The 25,526-nt window shown below is 34.5% G+C and carries 25 protein-coding genes; 19 read left to right on the forward strand and 6 right to left on the reverse strand.

Features of this window, described 5'->3' with window-relative positions:
- Nucleotides 1–2 precede the first annotated feature (2 nt).
- The 5 genes from ACYSNW_RS07405 to ACYSNW_RS07425 form a co-directional block, all read right to left on the reverse strand.
- Nucleotides 3–371, reverse strand: a complete 369-nt coding sequence (locus ACYSNW_RS07405) for an iron chaperone (RefSeq protein ID WP_461743847.1) — start codon at nt 369–371, stop codon at nt 3–5.
- A 210-nt stretch (nt 372–581) separates the two neighbouring features.
- Entirely contained in the window at nt 582–1,127 is a 546-nt protein-coding gene (locus tag ACYSNW_RS07410) for a ClbS/DfsB family four-helix bundle protein (RefSeq protein WP_461743848.1), read from the reverse strand.
- Between the two features lie 33 nt (nt 1,128–1,160).
- Nucleotides 1,161–1,985 carry a MerR family transcriptional regulator gene (locus ACYSNW_RS07415; RefSeq protein WP_461743849.1) on the reverse strand — a complete coding sequence of 275 codons (825 nt, stop codon included), beginning with the start codon at nt 1,983–1,985 and terminating at the stop codon, nt 1,161–1,163.
- A 257-nt stretch (nt 1,986–2,242) separates the two neighbouring features.
- Nucleotides 2,243–2,884, reverse strand: coding sequence for a hypothetical protein (locus ACYSNW_RS07420; protein ID WP_461743850.1), 642 nt, complete (start codon nt 2,882–2,884; stop codon nt 2,243–2,245).
- A gap of 151 nt (nt 2,885–3,035) precedes the next feature.
- Nucleotides 3,036–3,533, reverse strand: coding sequence for a MerR family transcriptional regulator (locus tag ACYSNW_RS07425; RefSeq protein ID WP_461743851.1), 498 nt, complete (start codon nt 3,531–3,533; stop codon nt 3,036–3,038).
- 135 nt (nt 3,534–3,668) lie between these two features.
- Here ACYSNW_RS07425 and ACYSNW_RS07430 point away from each other — a divergent pair, with 135 nt between their 5' ends.
- From ACYSNW_RS07430 to ACYSNW_RS07505, 16 genes are all read left to right on the forward strand, one after another.
- The gene (locus tag ACYSNW_RS07430; RefSeq protein ID WP_461743852.1) at nt 3,669–5,138 is read left to right on the forward strand and encodes an MDR family MFS transporter; all 1,470 of its coding nucleotides are present in this window, start codon (nt 3,669–3,671) and stop codon (nt 5,136–5,138) included.
- Entirely contained in the window at nt 5,135–5,845 is a 711-nt protein-coding gene (locus ACYSNW_RS07435) for a DUF4811 domain-containing protein (RefSeq protein WP_461743853.1), read from the forward strand. Before ACYSNW_RS07430 ends, ACYSNW_RS07435 begins: the two co-directional genes overlap by 4 nt.
- Nucleotides 5,846–6,271: 426 nt before the next feature.
- Nucleotides 6,272–6,862, forward strand: coding sequence for a sugar O-acetyltransferase (locus tag ACYSNW_RS07440; protein ID WP_461743854.1), 591 nt, complete (start codon nt 6,272–6,274; stop codon nt 6,860–6,862).
- 50 nt (nt 6,863–6,912) lie between these two features.
- Nucleotides 6,913–7,344: a GNAT family N-acetyltransferase gene (locus ACYSNW_RS07445; RefSeq protein WP_461743855.1), complete on the forward strand. Its 432-nt coding sequence runs from the start codon at nt 6,913–6,915 to the stop codon at nt 7,342–7,344.
- A gap of 218 nt (nt 7,345–7,562) precedes the next feature.
- Nucleotides 7,563–9,023 carry a BglG family transcription antiterminator gene (locus ACYSNW_RS07450; RefSeq protein ID WP_461743856.1) on the forward strand — a complete coding sequence of 487 codons (1,461 nt, stop codon included), beginning with the start codon at nt 7,563–7,565 and terminating at the stop codon, nt 9,021–9,023.
- Between the two features lie 4 nt (nt 9,024–9,027).
- A complete protein-coding gene (locus tag ACYSNW_RS07455) occupies nt 9,028–9,504 on the forward strand; it encodes a PTS sugar transporter subunit IIA (protein WP_461743857.1) in 477 nt (158 codons plus the stop codon).
- Nucleotides 9,501–9,815 (forward strand): PTS fructose transporter subunit IIB, encoded by a 315-nt coding sequence (locus tag ACYSNW_RS07460; protein ID WP_461743858.1) that lies wholly within the window; start codon nt 9,501–9,503, stop codon nt 9,813–9,815. The genes ACYSNW_RS07455 and ACYSNW_RS07460 overlap by 4 nt, the downstream gene beginning before the upstream one ends.
- Nucleotides 9,816–9,860: 45 nt before the next feature.
- The gene (locus tag ACYSNW_RS07465) at nt 9,861–10,943 is read left to right on the forward strand and encodes a PTS fructose transporter subunit IIC (RefSeq protein WP_461743859.1); all 1,083 of its coding nucleotides are present in this window, start codon (nt 9,861–9,863) and stop codon (nt 10,941–10,943) included.
- Nucleotides 10,944–10,956: 13 nt separating this feature from the next.
- On the forward strand, nt 10,957–11,808 hold the full coding sequence (locus ACYSNW_RS07470) for a class II fructose-bisphosphate aldolase (RefSeq protein ID WP_461743860.1): 852 nt from the start codon (nt 10,957–10,959) through the stop codon (nt 11,806–11,808).
- Nucleotides 11,809–11,847: 39 nt separating this feature from the next.
- Nucleotides 11,848–12,741, forward strand: coding sequence for a ketose-bisphosphate aldolase (locus ACYSNW_RS07475; RefSeq protein WP_461743861.1), 894 nt, complete (start codon nt 11,848–11,850; stop codon nt 12,739–12,741).
- A 404-nt stretch (nt 12,742–13,145) separates the two neighbouring features.
- The gene (locus tag ACYSNW_RS07480) at nt 13,146–14,297 is read left to right on the forward strand and encodes an amidohydrolase (RefSeq protein ID WP_461743862.1); all 1,152 of its coding nucleotides are present in this window, start codon (nt 13,146–13,148) and stop codon (nt 14,295–14,297) included.
- A 352-nt stretch (nt 14,298–14,649) separates the two neighbouring features.
- A complete protein-coding gene (locus ACYSNW_RS07485) occupies nt 14,650–17,292 on the forward strand; it encodes an HAD-IC family P-type ATPase (protein ID WP_461743863.1) in 2,643 nt (880 codons plus the stop codon).
- 162 nt (nt 17,293–17,454) lie between these two features.
- Nucleotides 17,455–17,886, forward strand: a complete 432-nt coding sequence (locus ACYSNW_RS07490; RefSeq protein ID WP_461743864.1) for an Rrf2 family transcriptional regulator — start codon at nt 17,455–17,457, stop codon at nt 17,884–17,886.
- A gap of 138 nt (nt 17,887–18,024) precedes the next feature.
- Complete coding sequence (locus tag ACYSNW_RS07495; RefSeq protein ID WP_461743865.1) at nt 18,025–18,651, forward strand: NAD(P)-dependent oxidoreductase; 627 nt, start codon at nt 18,025–18,027, stop codon at nt 18,649–18,651.
- Nucleotides 18,652–19,286: 635 nt separating this feature from the next.
- Nucleotides 19,287–19,919, forward strand: coding sequence for an RICIN domain-containing protein (locus tag ACYSNW_RS07500; protein ID WP_461743866.1), 633 nt, complete (start codon nt 19,287–19,289; stop codon nt 19,917–19,919).
- A gap of 309 nt (nt 19,920–20,228) precedes the next feature.
- Nucleotides 20,229–20,876 (forward strand): helix-turn-helix domain-containing protein, encoded by a 648-nt coding sequence (locus ACYSNW_RS07505; RefSeq protein ID WP_461744108.1) that lies wholly within the window; start codon nt 20,229–20,231, stop codon nt 20,874–20,876.
- Nucleotides 20,877–21,190: 314 nt separating this feature from the next.
- Here ACYSNW_RS07505 and ACYSNW_RS07510 read toward each other — a convergent pair whose 3' ends face one another.
- The gene (locus ACYSNW_RS07510; protein ID WP_461743867.1) at nt 21,191–21,370 is read right to left on the reverse strand and encodes an RNA 2'-phosphotransferase; all 180 of its coding nucleotides are present in this window, start codon (nt 21,368–21,370) and stop codon (nt 21,191–21,193) included.
- 336 nt (nt 21,371–21,706) lie between these two features.
- On the opposite strand from ACYSNW_RS07510, the gene ACYSNW_RS07515 reads away from it, so the two are divergent.
- From ACYSNW_RS07515 to ACYSNW_RS07525, 3 genes are all read left to right on the forward strand, one after another.
- A complete protein-coding gene (locus tag ACYSNW_RS07515) occupies nt 21,707–22,099 on the forward strand; it encodes a helix-turn-helix domain-containing protein (RefSeq protein WP_461743868.1) in 393 nt (130 codons plus the stop codon).
- Nucleotides 22,100–22,117: 18 nt separating this feature from the next.
- Nucleotides 22,118–22,435 (forward strand): hypothetical protein, encoded by a 318-nt coding sequence (locus ACYSNW_RS07520; protein WP_461743869.1) that lies wholly within the window; start codon nt 22,118–22,120, stop codon nt 22,433–22,435.
- A gap of 350 nt (nt 22,436–22,785) precedes the next feature.
- On the forward strand, nt 22,786–25,452 hold the full coding sequence (locus ACYSNW_RS07525) for an HAD-IC family P-type ATPase (protein ID WP_461743870.1): 2,667 nt from the start codon (nt 22,786–22,788) through the stop codon (nt 25,450–25,452).
- Nucleotides 25,453–25,526 lie beyond the last annotated feature (74 nt).

Below are 25,526 nucleotides of genomic sequence, written 5' to 3' on the forward strand. Positions count from 1 at the left end.
TTTTATCTAAAGAATTTTTTATAGCCTGCTTTATCAACAATATTAAAATCAATCAATTTTTTTAATAAGTCGTAGTTTATTGGTTGAGTCCATTCGATACGAATAATATTTTTCGTGTAGCTATAACCTGAGGCTGTGATGTCCTCTTCAAAAAGTTCGATTGTTTTAGTTTCTGGTGTCATTGAAAAATGTTTTTTTGAAAGAGAGAAACCAATAATGAAAGTCCCATTATAGGTAAACATGGGCTGATTCCATTTTATCACTGGAACTAATTCGGGATAATTTTCTGAGATCCAAGTAAATATGTTTTTCATGATTGTTTGATGATCATCATTATCGACTTTGGCTAGATATTCTGTTAATAAATCCAATTTGATCACTCCTTCTGTAGGGTAAAAAAATACTAGAAAATCAAAGATTCAACGATTAAGTTGGGAATAAAACGTTTTTATAAAAATAGTATAACGTAAAATACAAAAAGAGCGTATTATTATGCACTGAGGTTGAGAAAAACAAAGTTTAAACTAACTCACTAAAAAAGCATCGAAAATGAATGAATCATTTTGATGCTTTTTTAGTGATTATTTCCCTTTAGTCAGTGTCTTCTTAAATTTATTGATTTTTTTGATGGCCCATTCATAGTGGCTAGAAGTAGCTGATACACAATAACTTCCTAATGTGCTGCCACCAGCCCACGTAAAGTGATTTTTACTGAACAATTCTTCATTTGAGAGAGATTCGATCAATTTTATGACAGCAGTATGGCTTTCTTTTACCATTTTTTCTGCTTGTTCTTCTGTTGTTTGCTGATGCTTCTGTTTAAATTCAACATTCATTGCGCCGTAAGACCGCCAATTATAAGGTGCGGGTAAAAATGGTTTTTCTTCTCCAGCTTGATTTGAATGAACCCAATTCAGCAGTAATTGATGCCACTCATATAAATGAATCAAGACATCTTTTAGATTTTCATCTCGTTGCCAATGTGCTTCTTTACCGATTTTTTGACCTGTCCAATCAAAAGGAATTTCTTTTTCTGCTAGGGATAATGAATCAATCAATGTAGATAGTTTAGTAAATTGGTTTGTAGCCGCTGTTAATAAATCTTCTTTTGTTGTTGGTCTAGCCATAATGATTCCTCCGATATTTTTAGGGTAAGTTTCTTAGTTAGTTTCAACAGGTGTGACAATAAAACCTGCTTCTGTGACCCAATTTTCTGGATTTTTTTCTTGTGCGGGTGAAACAATAGGAATATTGATCATCACACCAGTCATTTGGTAATTATTCGCTTCAATCCACGAAGCTAAAGCTTGGGTTACTGCAGGCATTTGTTCGTAACTGCCATTAAAAGTAGTTGCCGCCATTTGGAAAGAAGGTGCGTTATAATAACAAATTTCGTTTTTATTTTCGTAATTACCGATTACATTACTTTGAATTTCGATATCAATATCTGTTTCTTTATACTCTTTATCATGAAAAAGAGTCATTCCAGCTGGCGGAGAGGTTAATTTGACTTTTTGTGCAAGTGATTGCTCATATAAATCATGCCACATTTTCCCTTCTTTATCAAAAGAAGTTACTTCTTTTCGAATACTCATCACTTGTCGTTCTGGAATTGATTTTAATACGACGTTATATTCAGCCATATTTTTTCCTTCTTTCATTCCATTTTGTAATAATTCAACCATTCGTTGATTTTTTTTGACTTGTTCTAATTCTCTTTGCAGCTCTAGTTCCCGTAATTCATAATGATAATCTAATAATTTTAAATCATTACTAGCTAAAATTTCTTTAATTGTAGCCAAAGGAAGTCCAATCTGTTGTAACATCTTGATTTGATTGACTGTTGTTAATTGTTTGGCCGAATAATAGCGGAAATTTGATTGACGATCAATGATTTCTGGTTTTAATAACTCTTTTTCTTCATAATAATGCAAAGCTCGAATCGTACTATTTGATAATTTTGAAAATTCACCAATTTTAAACATTCTCTGTTTCCTCCTTGACTTTCTTTTATTATATATTCGTACGTAGGGTGAGAGTCAACGGCTTTTTCTTAATTTAAGTAAAAAGAGTTAGCTAGAAATTTTAAACATAAAAAAATAAGCGATACTATACAAAAACAGTAAAAAACATAGTAGCTTTTTTCGCTGTTAACGGATGGCTACTGGATTGTTTTTTGAATTTTTGTATAGTATCGCTTAGGTTGTAAGAAAAATGATTTGTTAGGAACCATCTCAATCGATTAATGGATTCGATGGACTTTATATTTATAAGTAAATGTTCGAATTTTTTCTAATCGCTCGAAGTTGCTTTTAAAATTAGGTGCAGCAACTGATTGTAGCCCTTCGTTGAAATCTTTTTTATATTTAAATGGAGCCGAGAAGGTCATACTAATCAAATGAATCTGATTCCATTCAGAAAAATTGGGCTGCTGATACAAGACTTGCTCCGCTTCTAAAGCAATAAATTCGGAACACCAATTTTTATGGTCAATAATATATTTCATAGCAGGTGTATTATTTGTAATCATGATTTGCTGGAATTCATCTAGGTGAGCCGCTTGGACATCTACGTGTTCGATAATTAAAAGTGGCTCTTTTTTTACAGACGTATTCGACAGAAAACTACCTGGTGTGACAGTTAAAATTTCTATTCTAATCACTGCTTCTTGTAAGGATAAAGAAGAAAAATCAGCTAAAGTAGGGATTGTCGTACCAAGTTCACCTAAAATAAAAAAGGTCCATTTTTTTTCTTCAGTGCCAGTAAATTTTAATTGTGCTCTATAGATTCTATACGTATCAGTGAAATAAGACTTTAAAGCATTTGTCCACGACTTTATGATTGTTTCATCTTTTGTATAAAAGGTTATCGCTAGAAACTTCATTTTTATCTCTCCTTAGATAAGCTCGAGTTATTCAATGACTATGTTTAGGATAGCAATAAAAACAACTTTTTTCAAAAAAATGGTTTGAATCAAGTGAAAAATCAATGGATAGAAAAAAACGGAAGAAGAGAAATAAATTGAAACAATTGAGTTATTCTTCTTCCGTTTTAGTTGTTTCTATTTGTAACAACTGAGTGATTAATTCTTGAGTCAGTTCGGTTTTCTCATCAAACACCTCGAAACAGACGGTATCGTTTTTGCGGTCGCTAATCAACAATAACTGCTCTTGATTACTAAAACCAGATAAACGAATTACAGTAAACCGTTCATCGATATACTTTAGTCCTTTAAAAACTTTTTTCAATAAAAGTTTCGCTTGATGAATGCTGGTTTGATGTTCTTTCGCCTTTTCTACCGCAACATGCAAGGTAAACCCTTCGTCTAAAAAATGTTTTATCATTTCAATTTTAATCGCCATGGGTAATTTATATTTACGACTACTTCCAGCTTCACCAACCGAAGTAATATAGCCCTTTTGTTCCCAATATCTGAGCTGTCTTGGCGAAACATTTGTCATGTTACTTAATTCACTAATACCAACTAAAAAATCATCACTTTCTAAAAGCCTTTTTAATGTAGCTGTATTCATTTAATGACCCCCTTACTTCTTTAAATTATACTTTACTTGTCATATGTGTCAAGTAAGTTGACAAAAATAAAAAAGAGGAGTAAAGTAACATCCGGACGATTTTTCAGAAAAATTTCAAGAAAGGGATGAAAATCCGTGGAACAACAACCAGTAGATATTTATGGAAAACCGTATAATCGTTCTCTTTTAGTCGTCGTGTTATTATTAGGAACGTTTTGTACAGTCTTAAATCAAACTTTATTAACAACTGCTTTTCCTACACTAATGAAAACATTTGATATTTCTGCTTCTAGTGTGCAATGGTTAACAACAGGCTTTTTATTAGTAAATGGTATTATGATTCCAATCAGTGCTTGGCTGATTAATAAATTTAGTTCAAAGCGTTTATACATAGGGGCTATGCTGATTTTCTTGGCAGGAACGATTACTTGTTTTGTGGCGCCAAGTTTTGAGATTTTATTAATAGGACGTTTAATTCAAGCGGCAGGCGTGGGAATTTCTATGCCTCTATTACAAACAATTATGTTATCGATTTTTCCACCAGAAAAACGAGGAGCAGCAATGGGAATGGCTGGAATCGTTATCGGTTTAGCCCCTGCCTTAGGTCCGACATTATCAGGTTGGATTATTGATCATTATACTTGGCGTGATTTATTTGGAATGGTAATTCCAATCGTGGTTATTGTGTTGATTTTAGCCAGTTTCTTAATGAAAAGTGTGATTCAGTTATCAAATCCCAAAATCGATGTATTCTCAGCGCTACTTTCAACGCTTGGGTTTGGTAGTTTGTTATATGGCTTTTCTTCCGTTGGCAATGACGGATGGGGTAGTGTCAAAGTGATTGGCTTTTTGATTGCTGGAGTCATCTTTATTGCGCTATTTGCTTGGCGCCAACTTCATTTAGAAAATCCATTTTTAGAGTTGCGTGTCTTTAAATCAGCTACCTTTACGATGGCGGCCATTCTTTCAGGAGTTGTTAACATGGCGATGATTGGTGCAGAAATGGTTTTACCATTATATATTCAAAATATCCGTGGCGAATCAGCGTTCCATTCTGGTTTGATGTTATTGCCAGGCGCGTTGATTATGGGGTTAATGATGCCGGTAACGGGTGCTATTTTTGATAAACATGGCGCGAAACGTTTAGCGATTGTTGGGATGATTATTTTGACCACAGCGACGTTACCGTTTGCCTTTTTAACACAGACGACTCCTGTACCGATGATTGTAATTCTATACGCATTACGAATGTTTGGGATCTCAATGGTTATGATGCCGGTGACTACTTCAGGAATGAATGCTTTGCCATTGGACTTAATTAGTCATGGAACAGCCGTTAACAATACATTCCGTCAAGTTGCTAGTTCAATTGGAACTGCTGTGTTAATTAGTATTTTGAGTAATGTCACAAAATCTAATTTACCAAAAGATGATTTGTTAAAAACACTGCCATTGACTTATAAAACAGAAGCAATCAATGCAACGTTAACAGGTTATCATGCTGCGTTCTTTGTAGCTGTAATTTTTGGCTTTGTCGGTGTGATTGTAGCTTTCTTCTTAAAAAACAAAAAGCCTGCTGCTGTTAAAGGAGGTGCAACTAAATGATTTTTGCGGTAATTATCCTCAGTGTTTTAGCATTTGCTGGCATAAATATATTTGCTAAAAATCGTTGGCAAACTGCTTTATCGTTTGTTTTTGCGTTGCTCTTTTTCGCTGGTCTGGGACTAATGACAGCGAATGACCATTACCATTTTGGAATGAAAAAAATCACTGAAACAACTACAAAATCGCTTGTTTCTAGCTCAGATAATAAGGACATGAATTTGTTACTTTATCAACCGTTAGGCGATGGCACGGAGAAAGTGTATGTTTATAAAACCGATGAAAAACAAACGAAACCACTTTCGACAGGAACAGATCATGTTACAAATGAAGTGAAAGAAAATCAAGCGAAGAGTCAAATCATTACTAAAAAAACGTATTGGGTTTATAAAAATAAAACCGCTGAATTCTGGTTTGGTTTATCAAGCCAAAATCATCAATTAGTGATTGAAAAAAATGTATTTAGTGTAGAGAAAGATTGGGTTATCTTAAGTACCGAGCAAGCCAAAGCTTTAGGAAAACTGGTTGAAGAAAATAAGGCGAAGATGGAAGTAGAAGCGAAAGCTTTTGTTCAAGAACAAGTTCAAACGGCAATGATACAAAATCCTACAATGGATCAAGCAGAGCAACAAAAAGTGATTGAACAAGCAACTGCTACTTATCAAGAGCAAGCGTTAGCGAAACTGATCGCTGAAGTGAAGGAGAAATAAACAGACGGAATTTTTAGAAATAATTGTTTCAATTATTATAGAACTCAAAGCAAAAAACTGATAGTTAGTTTTGCTTTGAGTTTTTTTGTATAGAGATTATGCTGCCAATTTCAATGTTAAAATTTTGCATCATCTTGACTTACTTAAAAAAAAAGTGATACGCTAAAGAAAAAGATATAGAAGAACTCGTTGTAAGAATGGAAGTTAAACTAAGAAACACAATAATTTCAGAACTAAAATAAGTTTCATAATTCTAATAATTTGTAAATAGAATTAAAAACTAATGAGGTAATGATGATCATTTCGCAGTTAGATATTTACTAAAAAATATTAAAATTGAATTTATAGATAGATTATTCTATTAAAATTTATCTGAACATGCTTTTGGTGTTTCTTGTATAAATATTGAAAGTGAGGAGGATTAACATGAATTTAGCAGCACAAAGGAAGCAAATGTTAAGTGGTGTAATGTATAATGATTTGGAAAATGAATTGGTGGCAGAGCGAGAAAAAACAGTGCTATTGACGAATCAATATAATGCAAATTTTGGATCAAGCAGCGAAGTAAGAGAGGCGATTCTGCAGGAGTTATTCGAAGAGGTAGGTCAAGGGGTTCATTTTGAACCGAATTTTAGGTGTGAATTTGGGTTTAATATTACAATTGGAAATAATTTCTATGCCAATTTTGATTGTATTATGTTGGATGGTAATAAAATAAAAATCGGTAATAATGTGTTATTTGGTCCTCGTGTGGGAATTTATACATCCAATCATGCCATTGATGCGACAGAACGGGTCGCAGGTGGTTGTTATGCAAAGCCAGTAACAATCCAAGATAATGTTTGGCTTGGAGCGGGTGTTCATATCAATCAAGGAGTTACAATCGGTAAAAATACGATTGTTGGTTCAGGAAGTGTTGTGACAAAAGATATTCCAGCAAATGTAATTGCGGCGGGAAATCCATGTAAAGTGATTAGACCTATCACGGAAGAAGACAAAACAGGTTTTTCTGTTTAATTAATATCTGATTTTATGGTAGAAAGCATAGTGGTTAAGGAGGAGAATGATTGCTAGTTATTAGAGAAATGATGGAAGAAGATCGAATTGCATTAAGAGAACTTTATTATAATAGTAGAAAAAGTACTTTTGATTGGCAAGATCCGACAACGTTTAAAGTAGAAGATTTTGATAGAGATACAGAAGATGAGCTTATTTTAGTTGCAGAAGAGGAAGGAATCATTTGTGGTTTTATTTCGCTTTATTTGCCAGATAATTTTATCCATTGTTTATTTATCGATGCTGATTTTAAACGTAGAGGAATTGGGCAGAAGTTATTGATGGAAGCGAAACAACGATTGACGTTACCGATGAAATTAAAGTGTTTGTCTAAAAATCAACAGGCGTTAGAGTTTTATAAAAAAGCGGGCTGGCAGCAAGTTGATGAAGTAACAGGTGAAGATCCCTATTGGAATTTGATTTATCCAAAGTCGGTATCATAGTTTTTAATAATCAATTTAATTAGGAAGTGAAGAAAAAGATGGTTTTTGCTATTTTTTGGCAAAGGACGTCTTTTTTATTTGTCTAGTGAAGTGGACAACAGAATATTTGTAAGCGGTTTATTTGCGTATATAATCAAGATAAGTTAAAACAAAGGAAGTTAATCTGAATCGTTAAATGACCAAGTTGCCATGTATCAGACTCAATAAGGGGTGAGGAAATGAATTTTAGTAAACGTGAACTATCCTTAATTGACATTTTACTGAGAGAAAATGATTTTATCTCAGCGCAAGCTTTGGCCGATAAATTAGCGATGTCAACCAAAACCATTTATCGCACAATCAAGCATATCAACGAAGAATCTCCAACTAAAGATATTATTCTTTCTGAGAAAGGGAAAGGATTTAGAGTGGATTATGATGTGTATCTGAAAATGAATTATATCAAAAGAGAACGTGTTCAAACGCCAATCGAACGCCGAAAGTATATCATGTTATATTTACTTTTTCGATCACCAAATAGTGTTCAGATTAACTATCTATATGAAAAATATTTTTTGAGTCAAGAAGCAATTGCTAAAGATATTTATGAACTAAAAATCTATTTGGAGCAAAGGCAATTAGAGTTGGTTAAGCAAAGAAAACGAATCAAAATCATTGGCAAAGAAGCACTAATTCGTCAGGAAATCAATCGGATTATTAATGATATGGAGGTTTTAGATGAGTCTTCTTTATTATTAAAGAATGGTTTTTCTAAAGAATATGATGTCGCGTTTATTCGCAAGCAGATAACAGAAATCATCGAAATCCCGTTAAAAAAAGAAGTCCCCTATCCTTACAATATTAACATTATTGCACATTTAACGATTTTGATTAATCGTTTTCGAGAAGGACGTGTGTTGCCAGAGTCATATGATGATTTACAACAAATGGAGCAAAAAATTATTGCTGAAAATCAAGGACTATTTCAAATTGCACAGCAAGTAATTACCAATGTTTCTAATTATTTAACTGTTAAATTACCAACGATTGAGACGTATTATTTATTTCAGTATTTAGTATCTTCTGGAATCTCTTATAAGCAATCTACGAATGAAAGTTTATTAGCTGAATCAATTACGTCAGATTATATTGAGGGAATTAGTCAAGAATATCCTCAAATTTTACAACAACAGCAATTGTATCTAGATTTGATCCACCATATTCGCCCGATGCTTTATCGAATCATGAATCAAATTGATATTAGTAATGGCATGCTCAATGAAATTAGAGCAGAATATCCAGAACTACATGAAGAATTGAGGAAAATTACCAAGCAAATCGAACAAAGATATCAATTAATTGAGTTGTCAGAAGACGAAATTGGGTTTATTACCATTTACTTTGCCAAGCATTTAGAAGCAGAAAAATACAATAAACGTGTATTGATTATTTGCAGCTCAGGTGTGGGAACTTCCGAGTTGTTACGCGTCAAAGTAAGTAATGCTTTTCCGGAAATAGAGGTTGTAGAGGTGTTGCCGTATCGTAAATTTATGGAACACAGGCACGAATACCAAGAAATCGATTTAATTTTAACAACAGTTGGTTTTACGAGTGAAATAAACATTCCTTATCTATTAGTAAATTGTATGTTTACAGTCAGTGATAAAAAAATGGTCAAAAAAATGATGAGTGAGGTATGAGAATATGACGAATGTAATTTTATCAGAAGTTTTATCTGAAAAGGTGATTGATTTAACTTTAGTTGCTACAACGAAAGAAGCTGCCATTAAAGAATTGAGTGAATTACTTTATCAAAATGGCAATATAGATGATGTAGACGATTTTTTTGAAGACGTTATGTTAAGAGAAACAGAGGGGGTAACAGGTTTAGGCAAAGGGGTGGCGATTCCTCACGGAAAATCTGAAAGTGTCTTAAAAACATCCATTGCGATTGGTCGTACCAGTGTTCCACTTGAATGGGAATCGTTAGATGAACAACCAGTAAATGTCATTATTTTATTTGCTGTAAAAAATACTGATGCCAATACAACCCACATTAAAATGCTACAAAACATTGCCATTTGTTTAGCCGATGATACGTTTATTAGCAAGTTGCAAGACGTAACCGATGAAGCGGAAATGTTACAACTATTTATAGAGAAAGAAGGCGAAAGAAAATGAAAATTGTAGGAATTGCTGCTTGTACCTCTGGAATTGCACATACGTATATTGCCAAAGAAAAATTAGTGAAGGGCGCGGAATCATTAGGGCATACGATTCATATTGAAACACAGGGAACGATTGGTACAGAAGATGAACTGACAGCAGCTGATATTGAAGATGCGGATGTCGTAATTATTGCTGCAGATATCAAAATAAGCGGAAAGGAGCGTTTTAAAGGGAAACGTATCGTTGAAATTCCAACGAGCATGGTTATTAAAGCACCAAAAGCAATTATTAATAAAATTGAAGAAGAGTTGCAGAAAGATTAACACAGTTTTTATGGGCGCAAGTTAAACTTGAAAGGGAAGGTAGATATGTTAAAAAAATTAGAAATTAAAAAACATGCACTAACTGCTATTTCTTATATGTTACCCATTGTTGTGACGGCTGGTTTATTAATTGCCATCGGAAATTTAACTGGTGGCAATGTGATTGAAAATTATAAAGCGGCATATTCGATTCCAGATGCATTAGTTTCTCTTGGAGTTTTGGGAATGGGCTTACTGTCGCCTGTTATAGCTAGTGCAATTGCCTATTCTATCGCAGATCGTCCAGGGATTGGCCCAGGCTTATTTATGGGATTGATCGCTAATTCAATTGGAGCTGGTTTTTTAGGCGGAATGTTGGGTGGTTATTTAGTTGGTTTCTTTGTTCTATGGTTAAGAAAAAATCTTAAAGTACCAAAATGGGCAGAGGGTTTGATGCCAATGATGATTATTCCATTGGTATCTACGCTTGTTATTGGATTATTGATGTACTTCGTGGTCGGGGTACCAATTGTTTGGGCAACAGAAAGTATGACGAATTTCTTGTTAGGAATGCAAAGTAGCACGAAATTTGTTTTCGGTGCTGTTTTAGGCGGCATGGCTGCCTTTGATTTTGGTGGTCCAGTCAATAAAGTGGCTTCACTTTTTGCTGATGGATTATTACTAGAAGGAATCTATGAACCAGAAGCTGTAAAAATTCTAGCTTCAATGGTGCCGCCATTCGGTGTAACGTTATCGTTGGTTATTTCAAAAATCATTCGAAAGAAACGATATACCGAAACAGAAATTGAAAATATTAAAATCGCTTTTCCGATGGGAATCTGCATGATTACAGAAGGGGTGATTCCGATTGCTGCGATGGATCCAATCCGAGTAATTTTCTCTTGTTCAACTGGTGCGGCTATCGGCGGTGGTTTGAGTATGCTTTGGGGAGTAGGCTCACCAGTGCCTTCTGGCGGAATGTTTATTGTCCCTGCAATGAATAAACCATTAGAATTTTGTCTAGCACTACTTATCGGTTCAATGATTACTGCAGTTTTACTTGTGTTATTGAAAAAAGAACCGCAAGAAGTTGAAACAGAGACCGACACAGAAGAAGAAGTTGATTTAGGTAGTATTACCTTATCTTAGGAGGGTGTCATTCATGTATGTATCAATGAAAGAAATGTTGCAGCGAGCGAATCAAGAAAATTATGCTGTCATGGCCATCAATTGTTTTAATTTAGAAAGTGCGAAAGCAGTCATCGAAGCCGGTCAAGAACTACGAGCACCAATTATCATCGACCTACTGCAAGATCATTTAGATTATCATTTCAGTAGTAAAATTTTGACAGAACCAATTATCAAATTAGCGAATGATGCGAGTGTGGAAGTTGCCATCAACCTCGATCATGGGCAAAGAATGGCGGGAGTCAAACAATGTTTATATAATGGCTTTCGCAGTGTGATGGTAGATGCATCTGCTTATCCAATCGAAGAAAATATTGCGATTACGAAGCAGATGGTTGAATTTGCGCAAACATTTGATGCCAGCGTCGAAGCAGAAGTTGGCGGAATTGGTTCAGTCAACGGGCATCAAACAGATCAAGAAATGTTTACTGATCCAGCTCTAGCGATTCGTTTTGCGGAAGAAACAGGGATTGATGCCCTAGCCATTTCTTATGGTTCCAGTCATGGTGATTATCCAGTAGGCGTTTACCCGGAATTTCATTTTGAAATTTTAGATACGATTAAAGCAGCGACTAACATGCCACTAGTTTTACACGGTGGATCGGGATGTGGTGCTGAAAATATTCAAACCTCAGTGGCTAAAGGAATCAATAAAATCAATGTTGGTGCAGATTTTATGAAAGCACAACGACTTTCTTTAGCAGAAAAATTGACGGAAGATCCCACAATCGATTATGTTGTCTTGGTTCATGAAACGATTGCTGCGGGAAAAAAAGTGGTCAAAGAGTATATCGAATTATCAGGATCAAAAGGAAAATCACTATAAAAAACGATCTATTAGGATCAATGAAAGAGGAGAAATCAAATGTTAGTAAATATGAGTCAGTTATTAGAAGTTGCCAAAGAAAATAAATTCGCTGTAGGAGCGTTTAACGTCGCTGATAGTAATTTTTTACGTGTCGTTGTTGAAGCAGCCGAAGAAAATAATTCACCTGCAATCATCGCAGTTCATCCAACCGAATTAGATTTTACAAAAGATGATTTCTTTCATTACGTATTAGCTAGAATCAAAAATAGTCCTATCCCATTTGTTTTACACATGGATCATGGGGATAATTTGACGAGCATTATGCGTGCAATTCACTGTGGTTTTAGTTCCGTGATGATTGATGGATCGCTATTAAGTTTTGAAGAAAATATCAAAACAACAAAAGAAATTGTTGATGTCTGTAAAGTGCTAAATGTATCTGTTGAAGGAGAGCTAGGTACAATTGGTAATACAGGAACAACGATTGAAGGTGGTGTATCAGAAGTTATTTATACGAATCCTAATGATGCACAAGAGTTTATTGAACGTACCGGAGTGGATACTTTAGCAATCGCAATTGGAACCGCCCATGGAATTTATCCTAAAGATATTAAACCAAAATTGAAAATCGAAGTTTTGGAAGAAATTGAAAAATTAGTCGATATTCCATTGGTTCTCCACGGTGGTTCGTCAAATCCAGATCAAGAAATCGCTCGCGCCGTTGAAATTGGCATTCAAAAAGTAAATATTTCCTCTGACTATAAATACGCATTTTATAAAAAATGTCGCGAAATTTTAGCGACAACTGAATTATGGGACCCTAATGCAATTTATCCTGAATGTATTGAAGAAGCTAAAAAAGTCGTGAAATATAAAATGGAACTATTTAATTCAGTGAATAAAGCGCCTTTGTATCATGAGGTAAAACCTTGGCGTTTACAGTGGTCTTAAAAGTGAATTAAAGATAACTAATTATGATAATTGTTGAACGAACGAGGTTGAGATAGAAGTGTTTAACTCCAAGAAATAAGCGACAACTCACGAAAATTGTTTTTCAAATTTTTGTGAGTTGTCGCTTATTTCCGTAGGAGTTGCTTCTGCTCCCACTGTTTATTCGTTTTTAGGACATAAAATAAAAGTGGCTTTTATTTTTGTCTCACCCACGTTTCCATTTTTGAACATTCGTTTTAGCTTTACAAAATAAAGTATAGTTGTTGTTTCTATGATAAGATGGTTAAAAACAAGTGTAAAATGGTGCTTAGTAAGAGGAGAGCTATTCTATAAGTAATACCTTTTGCTTAAGATTACTTTTTTTGCGCAATAGTCTGATCTTATTTAGAAAGTAGGGGGAAAAATTGCAAAAAAATCCAAGTATTTCAGAAGAATTAGTAAAAGAAGTGCGTTCGATTAGACGCCATATTCATAAAAATCCAGAACCTTCGGGACAAGAATTTGCGACGACTCAATTGATCAAAGAGTATCTAGCAGCTCATAAGATAAAAATTTTAGAAATCCCACTGAAAACAGGTGTTATTGCTGAAATTGGGAATCAAACGAAAGGTCCAATCATTGCTTTAAGAGCAGATATTGATGCTTTGCCAATTCAAGAAGCGACTAATTTAGCGTATGCTTCAGAGAATCCAGGTGTTATGCATGCTTGTGGCCACGATTTTCACACTGCTTCTTTATTAGGCGCGGCCACTCTTTTAAAAGAACAAGAAGCAGAGCTTAATGGGAAAATTCGTTTAATTTTTCAACCAGCTGAAGAAATTAATCAAGGCGGCATTGCAATGGTCAAAGCAGGAGCTGTCAACGACGTTTCTGCCATCCTTGGGTTTCACAACAAACCGGATTTACCAGTGGGAACGTTTGGGATTAAAAGCGGACCATTAATGGCAGCGGTTGACCAATTTAAAGTTAAAATCAAAGGGGTAGGCACACACGCTGCTGCTCCGCAAAATGGGAGTGATCCAATCGTGACCGCTTGCCAAATTGTTAGTAGTTTACAAGCCATCGTTAGTCGCCATGTTTCGCCAATTTCACCTGCTGTGTTAAGTGTAACCCATATCGAAGGTGGCAATACATGGAATGTGATCCCAGAATCGGTCTTTTTGGAAGGGACAATTCGAACCTTTTTTGAAGCAGATCAACAAAAAATCAAGCAATTGTTTGAAGAGACAATCCAGCACGTAACAAGTATATATGGACAAATAGGGGAAATCGAATGGATTGCTGGACCGCCAGTCGTAATGAATAACCCAGAATTGACCGAAATCGTTAAAGAAACGACGGCTACATTTGCTTCGATTGTTCAGCCTGAGCTAACAATGGGTGGCGAAGATTTTGCCAATTATCAACGAGAAGTTCCCGGTTTTTTTGCATTTATTGGTACGGATTCGCCGTTTGAATGGCATCATCCTTCTTTTACCGTTGATGATTCGGCATTACCTTATGCGATTCAATACTATGTAGAAAATACAAAAGCTTTATTACAGAAATTAGAATAAAGGTATAATGTGGGTGAGACAAACAGCCTCTTTTAGTTATCGAATAGTATCGTTAAAACATATTAGAAGGTTAAAAGTAGTTTTTTTGTAAAAAATTTACTTTTTTAACGTTTTAGTATGTTTTTTTATATCTATTAATCAAAAGCATTTTTTTATGCTCTATAAGATTTTATTAATTATCTTTTAGAGATTTTTTCATCGCTATTTAGATGATTTTTAAATTATAAAACGATTAGAAAAAGAACGTTTTTTCTTGGTTTTATCAGCATATTATTAGAAAGCTCTAGTTGAGTCCTGTAGAATAAAGTTAAATAAGAGGTATTTCCGAATGCCCTCTAGAGGAGGACAACGAATGCAGTGGTATAAAACAAGTAAAGAAAAAATTATGGAATCGTTAGATGCTAAAGAAAATGGATTGTCAAAAGAGCAAAGATCTGAACGTTTGCACAAAGATGGAAAAAATTTACTTTCGACAGAAAAGGAAGCAAGCGAGTTAAAAAAGTTTTTTAGTCACTTTAATGATTTACTGATTTATGTTCTATTAGCAGCAGCGGTACTTAAGGGAATCAGTGGTGACTTTATTGATATGTCAATTATATTATTGGTTGTGATGATCAATGCAATCATTGGTTATGCCCAAGAGGCCAAAGCAGCTAGTTCATTGGATAGTTTAAGTGCCATGATGAGCACAGAAGCAGTTGTTTTAGTAGCAAATGAAAAAGAATCGGTAGAAGCAGAGACACTTGTTACAGGAGATATCGTTTTTTTGAATCCGGGAGATATTATTCCTGCCGACTTACGTCTTTTTGAAGCATATAATTTAGTGGTGGAGGAAGCGATTCTTACAGGGGAATCCACACCAGTTACTAAAGAGAGTAAGATGATTGATGTAGAGATGGATTTGGGCGATCGAACGAATATGGTCTATTCAGGAACGTTAGTGAATAGCGGTTCAGGTAAAGGAATTGTAGTTGCAACGGGTGATAACACAGAAATCGGAAAAATCAGCCAACATTTAAAAAATGTAGGGGATAATGAAACACCTTTGATTAAAAAAATGAAAGTTTTAAATAAGCAAATTTTTTATGCTTTAAGCGTTTTGATTATTGCCTTAGTAATTTTCAGTTTATTCTTTCGTGATTTTACTGGGACTGAATTAGTCTCTGCGATGATTGCATTAGCAGTTTCGGCGGTGCCAGAAGGATTACCCGCTGTTTTGTCGATTATTTTATCAGTTGGTGTTTCTAGAATGGCGCGTCAAAAAGCGATTATCAAAAAAATGCCGGCAGTTGAAACGCTTGGTAGTATGGCCGTTATTTGTTCAGATAAAACAGGAACGTTAACAAAAAATGAAATGCAAGTAGTCTCAGTCATTACGGGCAATCAAACACTCCCTATTGAGGATATGAAAAACCAAGAACTCAATTTAAATGACGTCGAAAAAAATCATTCAGTAAAAAAATTAATAGAGACAGCTTTATACTGTAATGATACTAAAATTACTTATAAAAATGGCCAACGAGAAGTTATTGGAAACCCAACCGAAGGGGCTTTGCTTGATTGGGCCAATCATATGGCGATGGTAGAAGATGAACATGATATTAGTAAAATTCCTTTTGATTCCTCTTACAAATATATGGCAACTTTAGTCGAAGTCGCCAATCAGCGTTTCATCTATTTAAAAGGAGCGCCGGATGTCTTATTAAAAATGGTCGAGCATCAATTAGAAAATTCCGAGATACAGACGTTTGACGAAAGTTACTGGGAGCAGAAAATCGGTGAGCAAGCCAAAAAAGGGCAACGGATTTTAGCAGCCGCTTTTAAAGAAGTGCCTAAAGAAAAAGACTCACTAACTCATGCGGATTTAAAAGAAGAAATGACCTTGATTGGTCTCTTTGGAATTATCGATCCGCCGAAAAAAGAAGCAATTGAAGCGGTCAAAATTAGTCAAAAAGCAGGGATTTCAGTGAAAATGATTACTGGAGACCATAAAGACACCGCGGTAGCCATTGCCCAAGAAATTGGGTTAGAAAATTATGACCAAGCAGTCGTTGGTAGTGAAATCGAGGAGTTATCAGATGCAGAATTAAAAGAACTTGTACAAAAAAATGATGTCTATGCCAGAACTACACCAGAGCATAAATTACGTTTAGTGAATGCAATCCAAGCAAATGGACAAATCGTTGGAATGACAGGTGATGGAGTCAATGATGCGCCGGCGTTAAAACAAGCCGACATTGGAATTGCGATGGGCATTAAAGGAACGCAAGTCACTCAAGATGCAGCTGATATGGTTTTAGCCGATGATAATTTTGCAACCATCACTAGTGCAGTGAAAGAAGGGCGTAGGGTCTATGATAACTTAAAGAAAACCATTTATTTTTCTTTACCGACTGCCTTTGCCCAAGGGTTATTAGTGGTTATTTCGATTTTATTGGATAACCCACTACCACTAACTTCAGTTCAAATTTTATGGTTGAATATGGTAACAACAATTACTTTATCTTTTGCATTGGGCTTTGAGCCTTTAGATAAAGAAGGGATGTTACGTGTGCCTAGAGATCCTAAGGAGAACATTTTAAATGGGTATGCTATTTTCCGAATTATTTACGTTTCTTTATTGTTAGCTGGTCTTGGCTTTTTCGTAAATGGCTTTTTGGAAAATCTTGGTAAAAGTGCCCCAATCATGCAAACAACGTTGATTATGACATTAGTTTTTGGACAAGTCTTTTATATGATTAACTGTCGAGAAATTCTAAAATTTTCAATCAATAAAAGTATTCTTGCTAATAAAGTATTGTGGATTTCTTTGTTTATTCTACTTGTGTTGCAGATGCTACTTATTTTTGCTCCATTTATGCATACGGCGTTAGGAACAACGGTTATTGGCTGGAATCACTTGAAAGTTTCATTACTTGCTGGAATAGTTGTCTTTGTGATTGTAGAAGCGGAAAAATTTATTACACGAACAATTATGAAAAAAACACTGATTTAAAAAAGAGTGTACTAAATAAAAAGCAATAGCAGAGCTGAAATAGTGGTTAGGGTGTGTTCATTCAAATACGCTCTAACCACAACTTTTTTATTGACAGACAAATAAATTCTTGTTATCATTTGAATGTAACTAAGGAAGTTACTATAGTTTGGAGTGAATGACATGGCCATGTCGACAAAGTTAAGCGTTGCTGTTCATATTTTGAGTCTGATTGAATTAGGCCCCGCAGATCAAATGACTTCAGAATTTATTGCGAGTAGTGTAAATACCAACCCAGTTGTGGTTCGGCGATTAATGAGTCAATTGAAAAAAGCAAATTTGATTCATTCGATGCGTGGTGCAACAAACACGTACCTTCTAAAGAAACCACAAGAAATTTCGTTATACGATGTATATGAGGCGGTAGAGTTGGACCGAGAAATTTTTAATGTCCATCAAAATACAAATCCGAAATGTATCGTTGGCGCGAATATCCAAGATGTATTAGAAGAAGGTTTTTCAAAAGCACAACAACAGATGGAAGATGAACTGAAAACTATTTCTCTAGCTTCTGTAATTCATAATATTGAGAAACACCAAGAGATGAAAGCTTGAATAAACGAATAAAAACAATTACCGTTTAAACAACGAAAATGAGTAAGATTTGGCAATATCATACGTAAAACCAAATCTTTTCTTTTATTATAAAATGTAACAATTTTAGTTTCATTAAGGATGGAAAGGAAGAGTGAAATGAAAGTAGCAATCTTAGGAGCAAGTGGAAAAGCAGGATCTTTGATTTTAAATGAAGCAAAAGAAAGAGGCTTTGAAGTTACTGCGATTGTACGTGATGCCAATAAAATCACTGATGGTACGCCCGTTATCGAAAAAGATGTGATGAGCTTAACGACAGAAGACATTAAAAATTTCGACGTTTTGGTTAGTGCTTTAGGTTTTTGGGGTGATAACGTCGATCAGTATTCTCCAACCACAGAACATCTACTAACGATTTTGAAGGATCAACCGACTCGCCTGTTTATTGTTGGCGGAGCAGGTAGTTTGTTTGTCGATTCTGAACACAAGGTAGAATTAAAAGATACGCCAGATTTTCCAGATGCGTTCAAACCACTAGCAACAGCGATGTCTAAAGCATTACAGATTTTGAAAAATGCGCAACATGTAAATTGGACCTTTATTAGTCCAGCAGCAGAATTTGATGCTGAAGGAGAAAAAACAGGTGTGTATACTTTTGCTGGCGAAGAATTTACGACAAATGCAGAAGGCAAAAGTTATATCAGCTATGCTGATTATGCGACAGCATTAGTTGATGAAATTGTTGCAGCAAACTATCCAAGCCGACGAATTAGTGTCTTTCATTGATTAACGAGTGATTTATTTGATAAAAATAGAGCAAAAACGTTTAGTCCTGTAGTCTCAATGGGTACTAAACGTTTTTTGTTGAGAGGAACGATTCCATCCTAAGGTACCTAGCAAAAAAACTCAGGCAATTTTGTTCAATTAAAAACTGTTAACGAAGTCCGAATATAAAATTTATTTAGCTTAGAAATAAGTGGTCAGAAAATTATAATATAACAAAGTGTTCTATTTGTGAGAGAGTGGGAGATGTGGTGGAGAATGAAAAATAGCTATATTTTTTTGTGAAATATTATATGTATGGAAATCAAATTAATTAATAAAAAAAATAGTTTTTTAAATCTTTTGATGAGTTGTTTTCATTGCTTTTTGAAAAATAAACTGGAAATATATTTGATTACTTGCGTTTTTAAGATATTTTTATAATTTTTATGTTTATTTAGTTTTTAATTATAAATAATTAAAAATTTTTTATAATAGAAAAAAGGGGGATTTATCCTGATATTTATTTTCTTTTTTTAATTGACATTGTATTGTGTAGTGTTAGACTGTAATTAGCAGTGTAATTTATTTCGTTCTAAAAATAACAAGGAGGTAGTATCTAAGTGTCAATTAGAAAATATTTGTTAGGTATATGTGTGTTGGGGATTATTCTTTTAGCAGCTGCATTTTCATCTGTGGAGTCACAAGCAGCAAGTTTAGCTGAAGTAGGTATTTCTAAAGAACAAGTGGCTCAGTATGATAGAATTGCTTCTGAAAAAGTACAAGGATATGTCAATAAAGAAATAAATCCAAGAAATAGACTTCAACAAGTAGTACTTTATAGTGATGGTTTGTATCAAATACGATTTAAAGATGCTCCTTTTTATCTGAATACTGCAAATGGAAGAAGCTTTAATGGGAACACGTTCAAGAGTGGACGACATAGTTATAATGCCTCTTATGTATTTTATCTTAAGAATATTGGTAATGGAGAAGTTATGATCTTTGATGTGCTTAATTTTAGAGCAATGGAAATAGCTAATTCTACATGCTATAATGGCTCGAAATTACAATTATGGGATGCCAATCCTGATATGCCAACGATGAGATGGCGGATTGAAAAAGCACCTAAAGTGCATAATTTTGAAGTGAATTCAGTGCAAATTGTTAATGTAAACTCTAATTTAGCTGTAGATGCAAAAGGTGGGCATGTTACTAATACTGCGTCATTCCATGCATGGTCAAGACTAAATGCTAGTAATCAAAAATTCTTGTTAGAGTGTATCAGATAAGTTTATTGTTCCAAAAATACTATTTTAATAATTAAATTTGAAAAACGAAATAATTTTCTGCTGGAAATATGCTCACTATAAAAAAGATTTGGAAAAAATTTCCGAGTCAGTTTTATAGAGAGTATATTTTTTTGAAGTTTATTCATATTCAATTGATATCATATCTACTTTCAATAGTGAAAGTACTATTTGTATTGATGCAACAGTTTGTTGCGCTATAAATTTCATAGGTTTTGTAGACATTGTTCTTTTTTTGCGATTTAATATTTCTCAAAGGAGAATGATTCTAAAATAGAGTTTAATGAAAAAATAAAAAAACGTAGAGAACAATTAGGGTTTACCCAAACAGAAGTTGCTAATCAATTGCATGTGACAAGGCAAACTATTTCTAAATGGGAGTTAGGGAAAAGCTATCCTGATTTAGATTTATTGATTTCTCTTAGTGAATTTTACGACGTATCGCTAGATGAATTACTGAAAGGGGACCAAAAACTAATAAAATTTTTCAAGAATGATTCTAGTGAAACAAACGGGCAACAGCTTACTTCCGCAATTTTTTCTCTTGGAGTATGGCTCTTTTTTTTAGTGTTGTTAGCTACATCTTGGTTGACTCAAAGAGTTGAAGCCATGACTATAATGAAAAAAATATGTTTTCTAGGAGGTACTATTTTAAACGGGAGTTTGTTTATCATCAGTTTGATCCAAGTAATCCAAATTCTGTTGCACAAAGAAAAAGGACATATTCGAGAAAAGAAAAAAAGTACGCTAAACTATGCCTTAAATAATAAGAAAAATATCTATACTGCGGTAGGGATTGTACTTATGATGAGTTCTTTGTGGTGTTTACAATATAATTCAATCAATATAGTGTTATTAGTGCCGGTTTATCTATTGGGACTACTTGCTAACGGTTATGCTATTTGGTTAGCAATCAAAACAAATACCAAAAAAGAATAATGAATTTTAGTGCGTATTTGAGCATTTTACTATCTAAAGAAATCGAGTAAACGATTTGAAGTGCGGAAGACTGATAATTTTTTTTAATTAGTTATCGATTTCGATTGACTATTTTATGATATAGGTTAAATAAGCGACAGATTACGAAACGTTGTTCAACTTTCCGTGATCTATGGCTTATTTCTTAATATATTAAATCTTTGTCTGGATACTTATATATTTCGAAGGAATGTGATCAGCTAACCAAATCTTTTCACTTCCTAAATAAAAGTTGATGCCATCAATTGTAGCTGTTTCTGTATCGATTGTCAGTATCACTGGGATAGTTTTTTTCTGTTTCCTATTAAAGTGGCTGTTTCAAGATCTTCTGATAAGTGAACATATTGTCTGGACATTGGAATAAGTCCTTCTTTTTTTATACTTTTCAAAAATTTATTGGCTGTTCCATGGTAAAGAATTTTTGGTGGGACAGATTGCACTTTTTTTATCATCATTGGGAATTGAATGACCGTAAAAAACTCTGATATTCCTTTTTTTTATTTCACGTTTTTTTTTGAGAGTTTTGAATCATGTGTCTTTTCGCTCATTTTTACTCATTGTAAAGTTTATATAATCTTAGTTTAAGTTAAGAGCTTATAAAAGTAAATGTTTGAAACAATGAGGAGAAGTTGGAACAAACGTAGGGAAGCCATTTTTTTCTAATAAATTTTTAAATTTCAGCGCATTTTAGGGATGTAAAACAGGTTTATAGTCAGATATACTTGATTTATAAAAGGTTTTGACTGAATCATAGTGTGAAGATAGGTAAACTGATTTTAAAGGAGGACAGTATGGAGCTATCATTTAAATTGCAAAAAAGGCGCAAAGAATTAAAACTGACTCAAGAAGAAGTAGCAGAAAAAATCCATGTATCTAGACAAACAATCTCTAATTGGGAAACAGGGCGTACCTTGCCAGATATTAGCAGTTTGATCCTAATTAGTGATATTTACAAAGTTTCGTTAGATACATTACTAAAGGAGGATCAGGAAATGGTCAAACATCTCCAAAAAGCAACTGATGAAAATCGAAGCTTAAAATTATTTTGTCTATTGCTCTTTATCAATAGTTGCCTAATTGTTTCTCTAATGTTTGTTAGCAATCAAGTATTTAGTTATTCATTACTGTTTCTGGTGGTCGTGAATACAGGATATCTATTTTACTTGATCATAAAAAGAATATAGCGATGGGGAGTGATTGATATGAATAGTAGTATAGCAGTAATGATATTATTGCTCAGTGTTATTGTTTTTACTGGGATCTGTTTAGCTTTTTATATGTATAAATTAATTTTGATCGATGCCAATAGTAGAAATATGAATAAACCAAAGTTTTGGGCATTTCTTGCATCCACGGCTCAAAATGGTTCAGGAATACCGCTCTATTTATTTAAAAGAACAGGAACGTTAAGTTTTTTGACGGTTGAAGAAAAAAAGAAAGTAACTAGTATCAAAAGAAAAATAATTGCTTTGTTAATCCTGGATTTAGTTGTCTTTTTACTAGCAGTGATTGTATTGTGAACGAGTATATTTTGTTTATGAACTTTGTGATAAAAGCTGTTGTTTCAAGTTATTGATTGAAGCTAGCAGTTTTTGTCACAACTTATAGCAAACAATAAAAAGAATCTGTGATTTTAGGTGAAAAAAGAAAATTTAGAATCTTGACATTTACCATTAGAGTATGATATATATTTATATACTAACGTATAGAAGGGGTGACGCAGGATGTCTGGAGACTCGGATGACGAGGAGAGGCTTATTTTTAAACGTAATGTCCAATATTTTCTAGTAGAATAGCTTATTTGTGTGCGTTGTAAATTACAAGGTGCTTTTTTGTTATACCTAAATAATAAGTTTATGAGGAGAATATGATGGACAAACAAATATACACAAACAATTTAAAAGAGTTAAAAAAAGCTTATCCGAATGATGATTTTGAACAAGGGTTAGCTAGTAAGGAAGCGGAAAAAAGATTACTAGAATATGGACCGAATGCCTTAGAAAGTAAAACGACGCCTAAATGGCAGTTATTTGTTCGTCAATTTCAAAATATGATCATTTATATTTTGATTTTTGCGGCGTTATTAACAACGGTCATGGGGCATTATTCAGATGCGTTCATCATCGGATTAGTGATTATTATAAATGCATTGATTGGTTATTACCAAGAAGCAAATGCATCAGATGCGTTAGAAAAAATCAAAGGAATGTTATCGAAGCAAGCGACGGTTTACCGTGATGGAAATCGGATAGACATTCCTGCCGAACAACTTGTTTTAGGGGATGTCGTCTTTTTAGAAGCTGGGGACAATGTGCCAGCAGATTTACGGGTCGTTGATTCAGATAATTTACGTATCCAAGAATCGGCTTTGACAGGTGAAGCCGATTCCGTTGAGAAAATAACCGATGCATTACTGGAACAAAATGTTCCGTTAGCGGATCAAATCAATATGGCATTTGCTTCCACTTCGGTAACGAACGGAAGTGGTGTCGGAGTAGTTGTTGCCACTGGGAAAAATACAGAGATCGGTAAAATTTCTACGGAAGTGACCAGTGTAGAACAACGAAAAACGCCTTTGATGAGAGAAATTGATGGGTTAGGAAAAGGTGTTTCCTATGTTGTGATTGGCGCAGCTATCTTACTATTTATTTTAGGTTTTGTTTTACAGACCTATTCTCTTTCGGCTTTATCATTAGCTGTCGTTACCATGGTCGTTGGTTCGATTCCAGAAGGATTGCCAGCGACGACTTCAGTTATTCTAGCGATGGGTGTCAATGAGATGGCCAAGAAAAACCATGCGATTGTCAAGTCATTGCCAGCCGTGGAAACGTTGGGATCAGTTGATATAATTGCGACCGATAAAACAGGAACCCTGACTAAAAATGAGATGACCGTCAAAGATATTATGATCGATGAGCAAGTTTATGAAGTAAGTGGAAATGGCTATGAACCAGAAGGGGAAATTTTGGCGCAAGGGAAACCAGCTGAAATCACGAAAAAGATGCAGTTGTTTTTAGAGTCTGGATTTGAAGCGAATGACACGATTTTGATGAAAGACAATGGCGTATGGACGATTAATGGTGAACCGACAGATGGTTCATTCATCACGTTGTATCATAAAGTTTATCCTTTAGAGATGGATACGAATTACCGAGAAGTCGATATGTTGCCGTTTGACTCGGACTATCGTTATATAGCGAAATTAGTGGAACGGACAGACAATAAGAAACGCTTGATTTTTATTAAGGGATCGCCAGATAAGTTATTTCCAATGGCTCAAAAACAAAATCCCGATTTTAAAGCTGAAAAGTGGTCGAAACAAGTGACTGCATTGTCAGAACAAGGAAAACGTGTAGTAGCCGTTGGAGTGAAAGAAGTAGCAAATGATGTAGCAGAAGTAACGCATGAAAGTTTAGCGCAAGGAATTGAATTTCTTGGATTGGCTGGAATCATTGATCCACCGCGAGAGGAAGTAATCGGCGCTTTACAAGAAATGCGTCAAGCAGGTGTCGAAGTCAAGATGATCACTGGGGACCACCCATTGACTGCTAAAACGATTGGTGAAAAATTAGGATTAGCTGATACGATCCAGGTGATAACAGGGACTGAATGGGATGAACTATCAAACGAAGAAAAGAAACAAACTGTTCTTTCCCACCAAGTATTTGCACGAACAACGCCTAAAAATAAATTAGAGATCGTTGAATACTTACAAGAAAATAAAAAAGTCACTGCGATGACAGGAGATGGGGTCAATGATGCGCCAGCCTTAAAACGAGCGGATATCGGCGTTGCGATGGGAATCAAAGGAACTGACGTAGCAAAAGATTCTGCAGATATGATTTTGACGGATGATAACTTTGCGACAATGTCGGGGGCCATTGCAGAAGGACGTCGAATTTATGACAATATCAAGAAGAGTATTTTATTTTTATTACCTACTTCCTTTGCAGAAGGTTTGATTATTGTTTTTACGATTCTTGCTCAAAGAGAAATGCCTTTACAAGCAACACAAATGTTATGGATTAACATGGTTTCGGCAATCACGATTCAATTTGCGTTTATTTTTGAACCAGCTGAAGTTGGGATCATGGATCGGAAACCACGAAAAACGGGAAGTAGTTTAATGGATCGCCACGATGTTTTCCAAATGGCATATGTCTCTATTTTAATGGCCGTTATCAGTTTACTGTCGTATGATTGGTTGTTGACGATGGGCGCAGATCATATTACTGCTAGTACGATGATGGTGAATATTATTGTTATCAGCAAGATTTTTTACCTATTTAGTATTCGAACGAGTAAAGCGGCCTTTTCAAAAAATAGTTTTACTAATCCAAAAGCGTTCGTGATCATTGGGATCATGATCATTTTACAATTGATCTTGACTTATGTACCATTTATGCAAACTGCTTTTTATACAGAACCATTGACCTTATTAGAGTGGGGCGTTTCTATCCTATGTGGATTATTGATTTTGATTGTCCCTGAATTGGATAAAGGAATCAGAGCTTTGAGAAAACGAGTTAAAAACTAAAAATGAATTAAAATCGGGATAAGATGAACGTCTGTTAAAACGCAAATCTTATCCCGATTTCTTTTAAATGCAAA

The organism is Enterococcus sp. LJL99, assembly GCF_054871725.1.

Coding starts and splice junctions, on each gene's coding strand:
- ACYSNW_RS07410 (WP_461743848.1), bottom strand. CDS start 1,127: ATGGCTAGACCAACAACAAAAGAAGATTTATTAACAGCGGCTACAAAC.
- ACYSNW_RS07415 (WP_461743849.1), bottom strand. CDS start 1,985: ATGTTTAAAATTGGTGAATTTTCAAAATTATCAAATAGTACGATTCGA.
- ACYSNW_RS07420 (WP_461743850.1), bottom strand. CDS start 2,884: ATGAAGTTTCTAGCGATAACCTTTTATACAAAAGATGAAACAATCATA.
- ACYSNW_RS07425 (WP_461743851.1), bottom strand. CDS start 3,533: ATGAATACAGCTACATTAAAAAGGCTTTTAGAAAGTGATGATTTTTTA.
- ACYSNW_RS07435 (WP_461743853.1), top strand. CDS start 5,135: ATGATTTTTGCGGTAATTATCCTCAGTGTTTTAGCATTTGCTGGCATA.
- ACYSNW_RS07440 (WP_461743854.1), top strand. CDS start 6,272: ATGAATTTAGCAGCACAAAGGAAGCAAATGTTAAGTGGTGTAATGTAT.
- ACYSNW_RS07450 (WP_461743856.1), top strand. CDS start 7,563: ATGAATTTTAGTAAACGTGAACTATCCTTAATTGACATTTTACTGAGA.
- ACYSNW_RS07455 (WP_461743857.1), top strand. CDS start 9,028: ATGACGAATGTAATTTTATCAGAAGTTTTATCTGAAAAGGTGATTGAT.
- ACYSNW_RS07460 (WP_461743858.1), top strand. CDS start 9,501: ATGAAAATTGTAGGAATTGCTGCTTGTACCTCTGGAATTGCACATACG.
- ACYSNW_RS07465 (WP_461743859.1), top strand. CDS start 9,861: ATGTTAAAAAAATTAGAAATTAAAAAACATGCACTAACTGCTATTTCT.
- ACYSNW_RS07470 (WP_461743860.1), top strand. CDS start 10,957: ATGTATGTATCAATGAAAGAAATGTTGCAGCGAGCGAATCAAGAAAAT.
- ACYSNW_RS07475 (WP_461743861.1), top strand. CDS start 11,848: ATGTTAGTAAATATGAGTCAGTTATTAGAAGTTGCCAAAGAAAATAAA.
- ACYSNW_RS07485 (WP_461743863.1), top strand. CDS start 14,650: ATGCAGTGGTATAAAACAAGTAAAGAAAAAATTATGGAATCGTTAGAT.
- ACYSNW_RS07490 (WP_461743864.1), top strand. CDS start 17,455: ATGGCCATGTCGACAAAGTTAAGCGTTGCTGTTCATATTTTGAGTCTG.
- ACYSNW_RS07495 (WP_461743865.1), top strand. CDS start 18,025: ATGAAAGTAGCAATCTTAGGAGCAAGTGGAAAAGCAGGATCTTTGATT.
- ACYSNW_RS07510 (WP_461743867.1), bottom strand. CDS start 21,370: ATGATGATAAAAAAAGTGCAATCTGTCCCACCAAAAATTCTTTACCAT.
- ACYSNW_RS07515 (WP_461743868.1), top strand. CDS start 21,707: ATGGAGCTATCATTTAAATTGCAAAAAAGGCGCAAAGAATTAAAACTG.
- ACYSNW_RS07520 (WP_461743869.1), top strand. CDS start 22,118: ATGAATAGTAGTATAGCAGTAATGATATTATTGCTCAGTGTTATTGTT.
- ACYSNW_RS07525 (WP_461743870.1), top strand. CDS start 22,786: ATGGACAAACAAATATACACAAACAATTTAAAAGAGTTAAAAAAAGCT.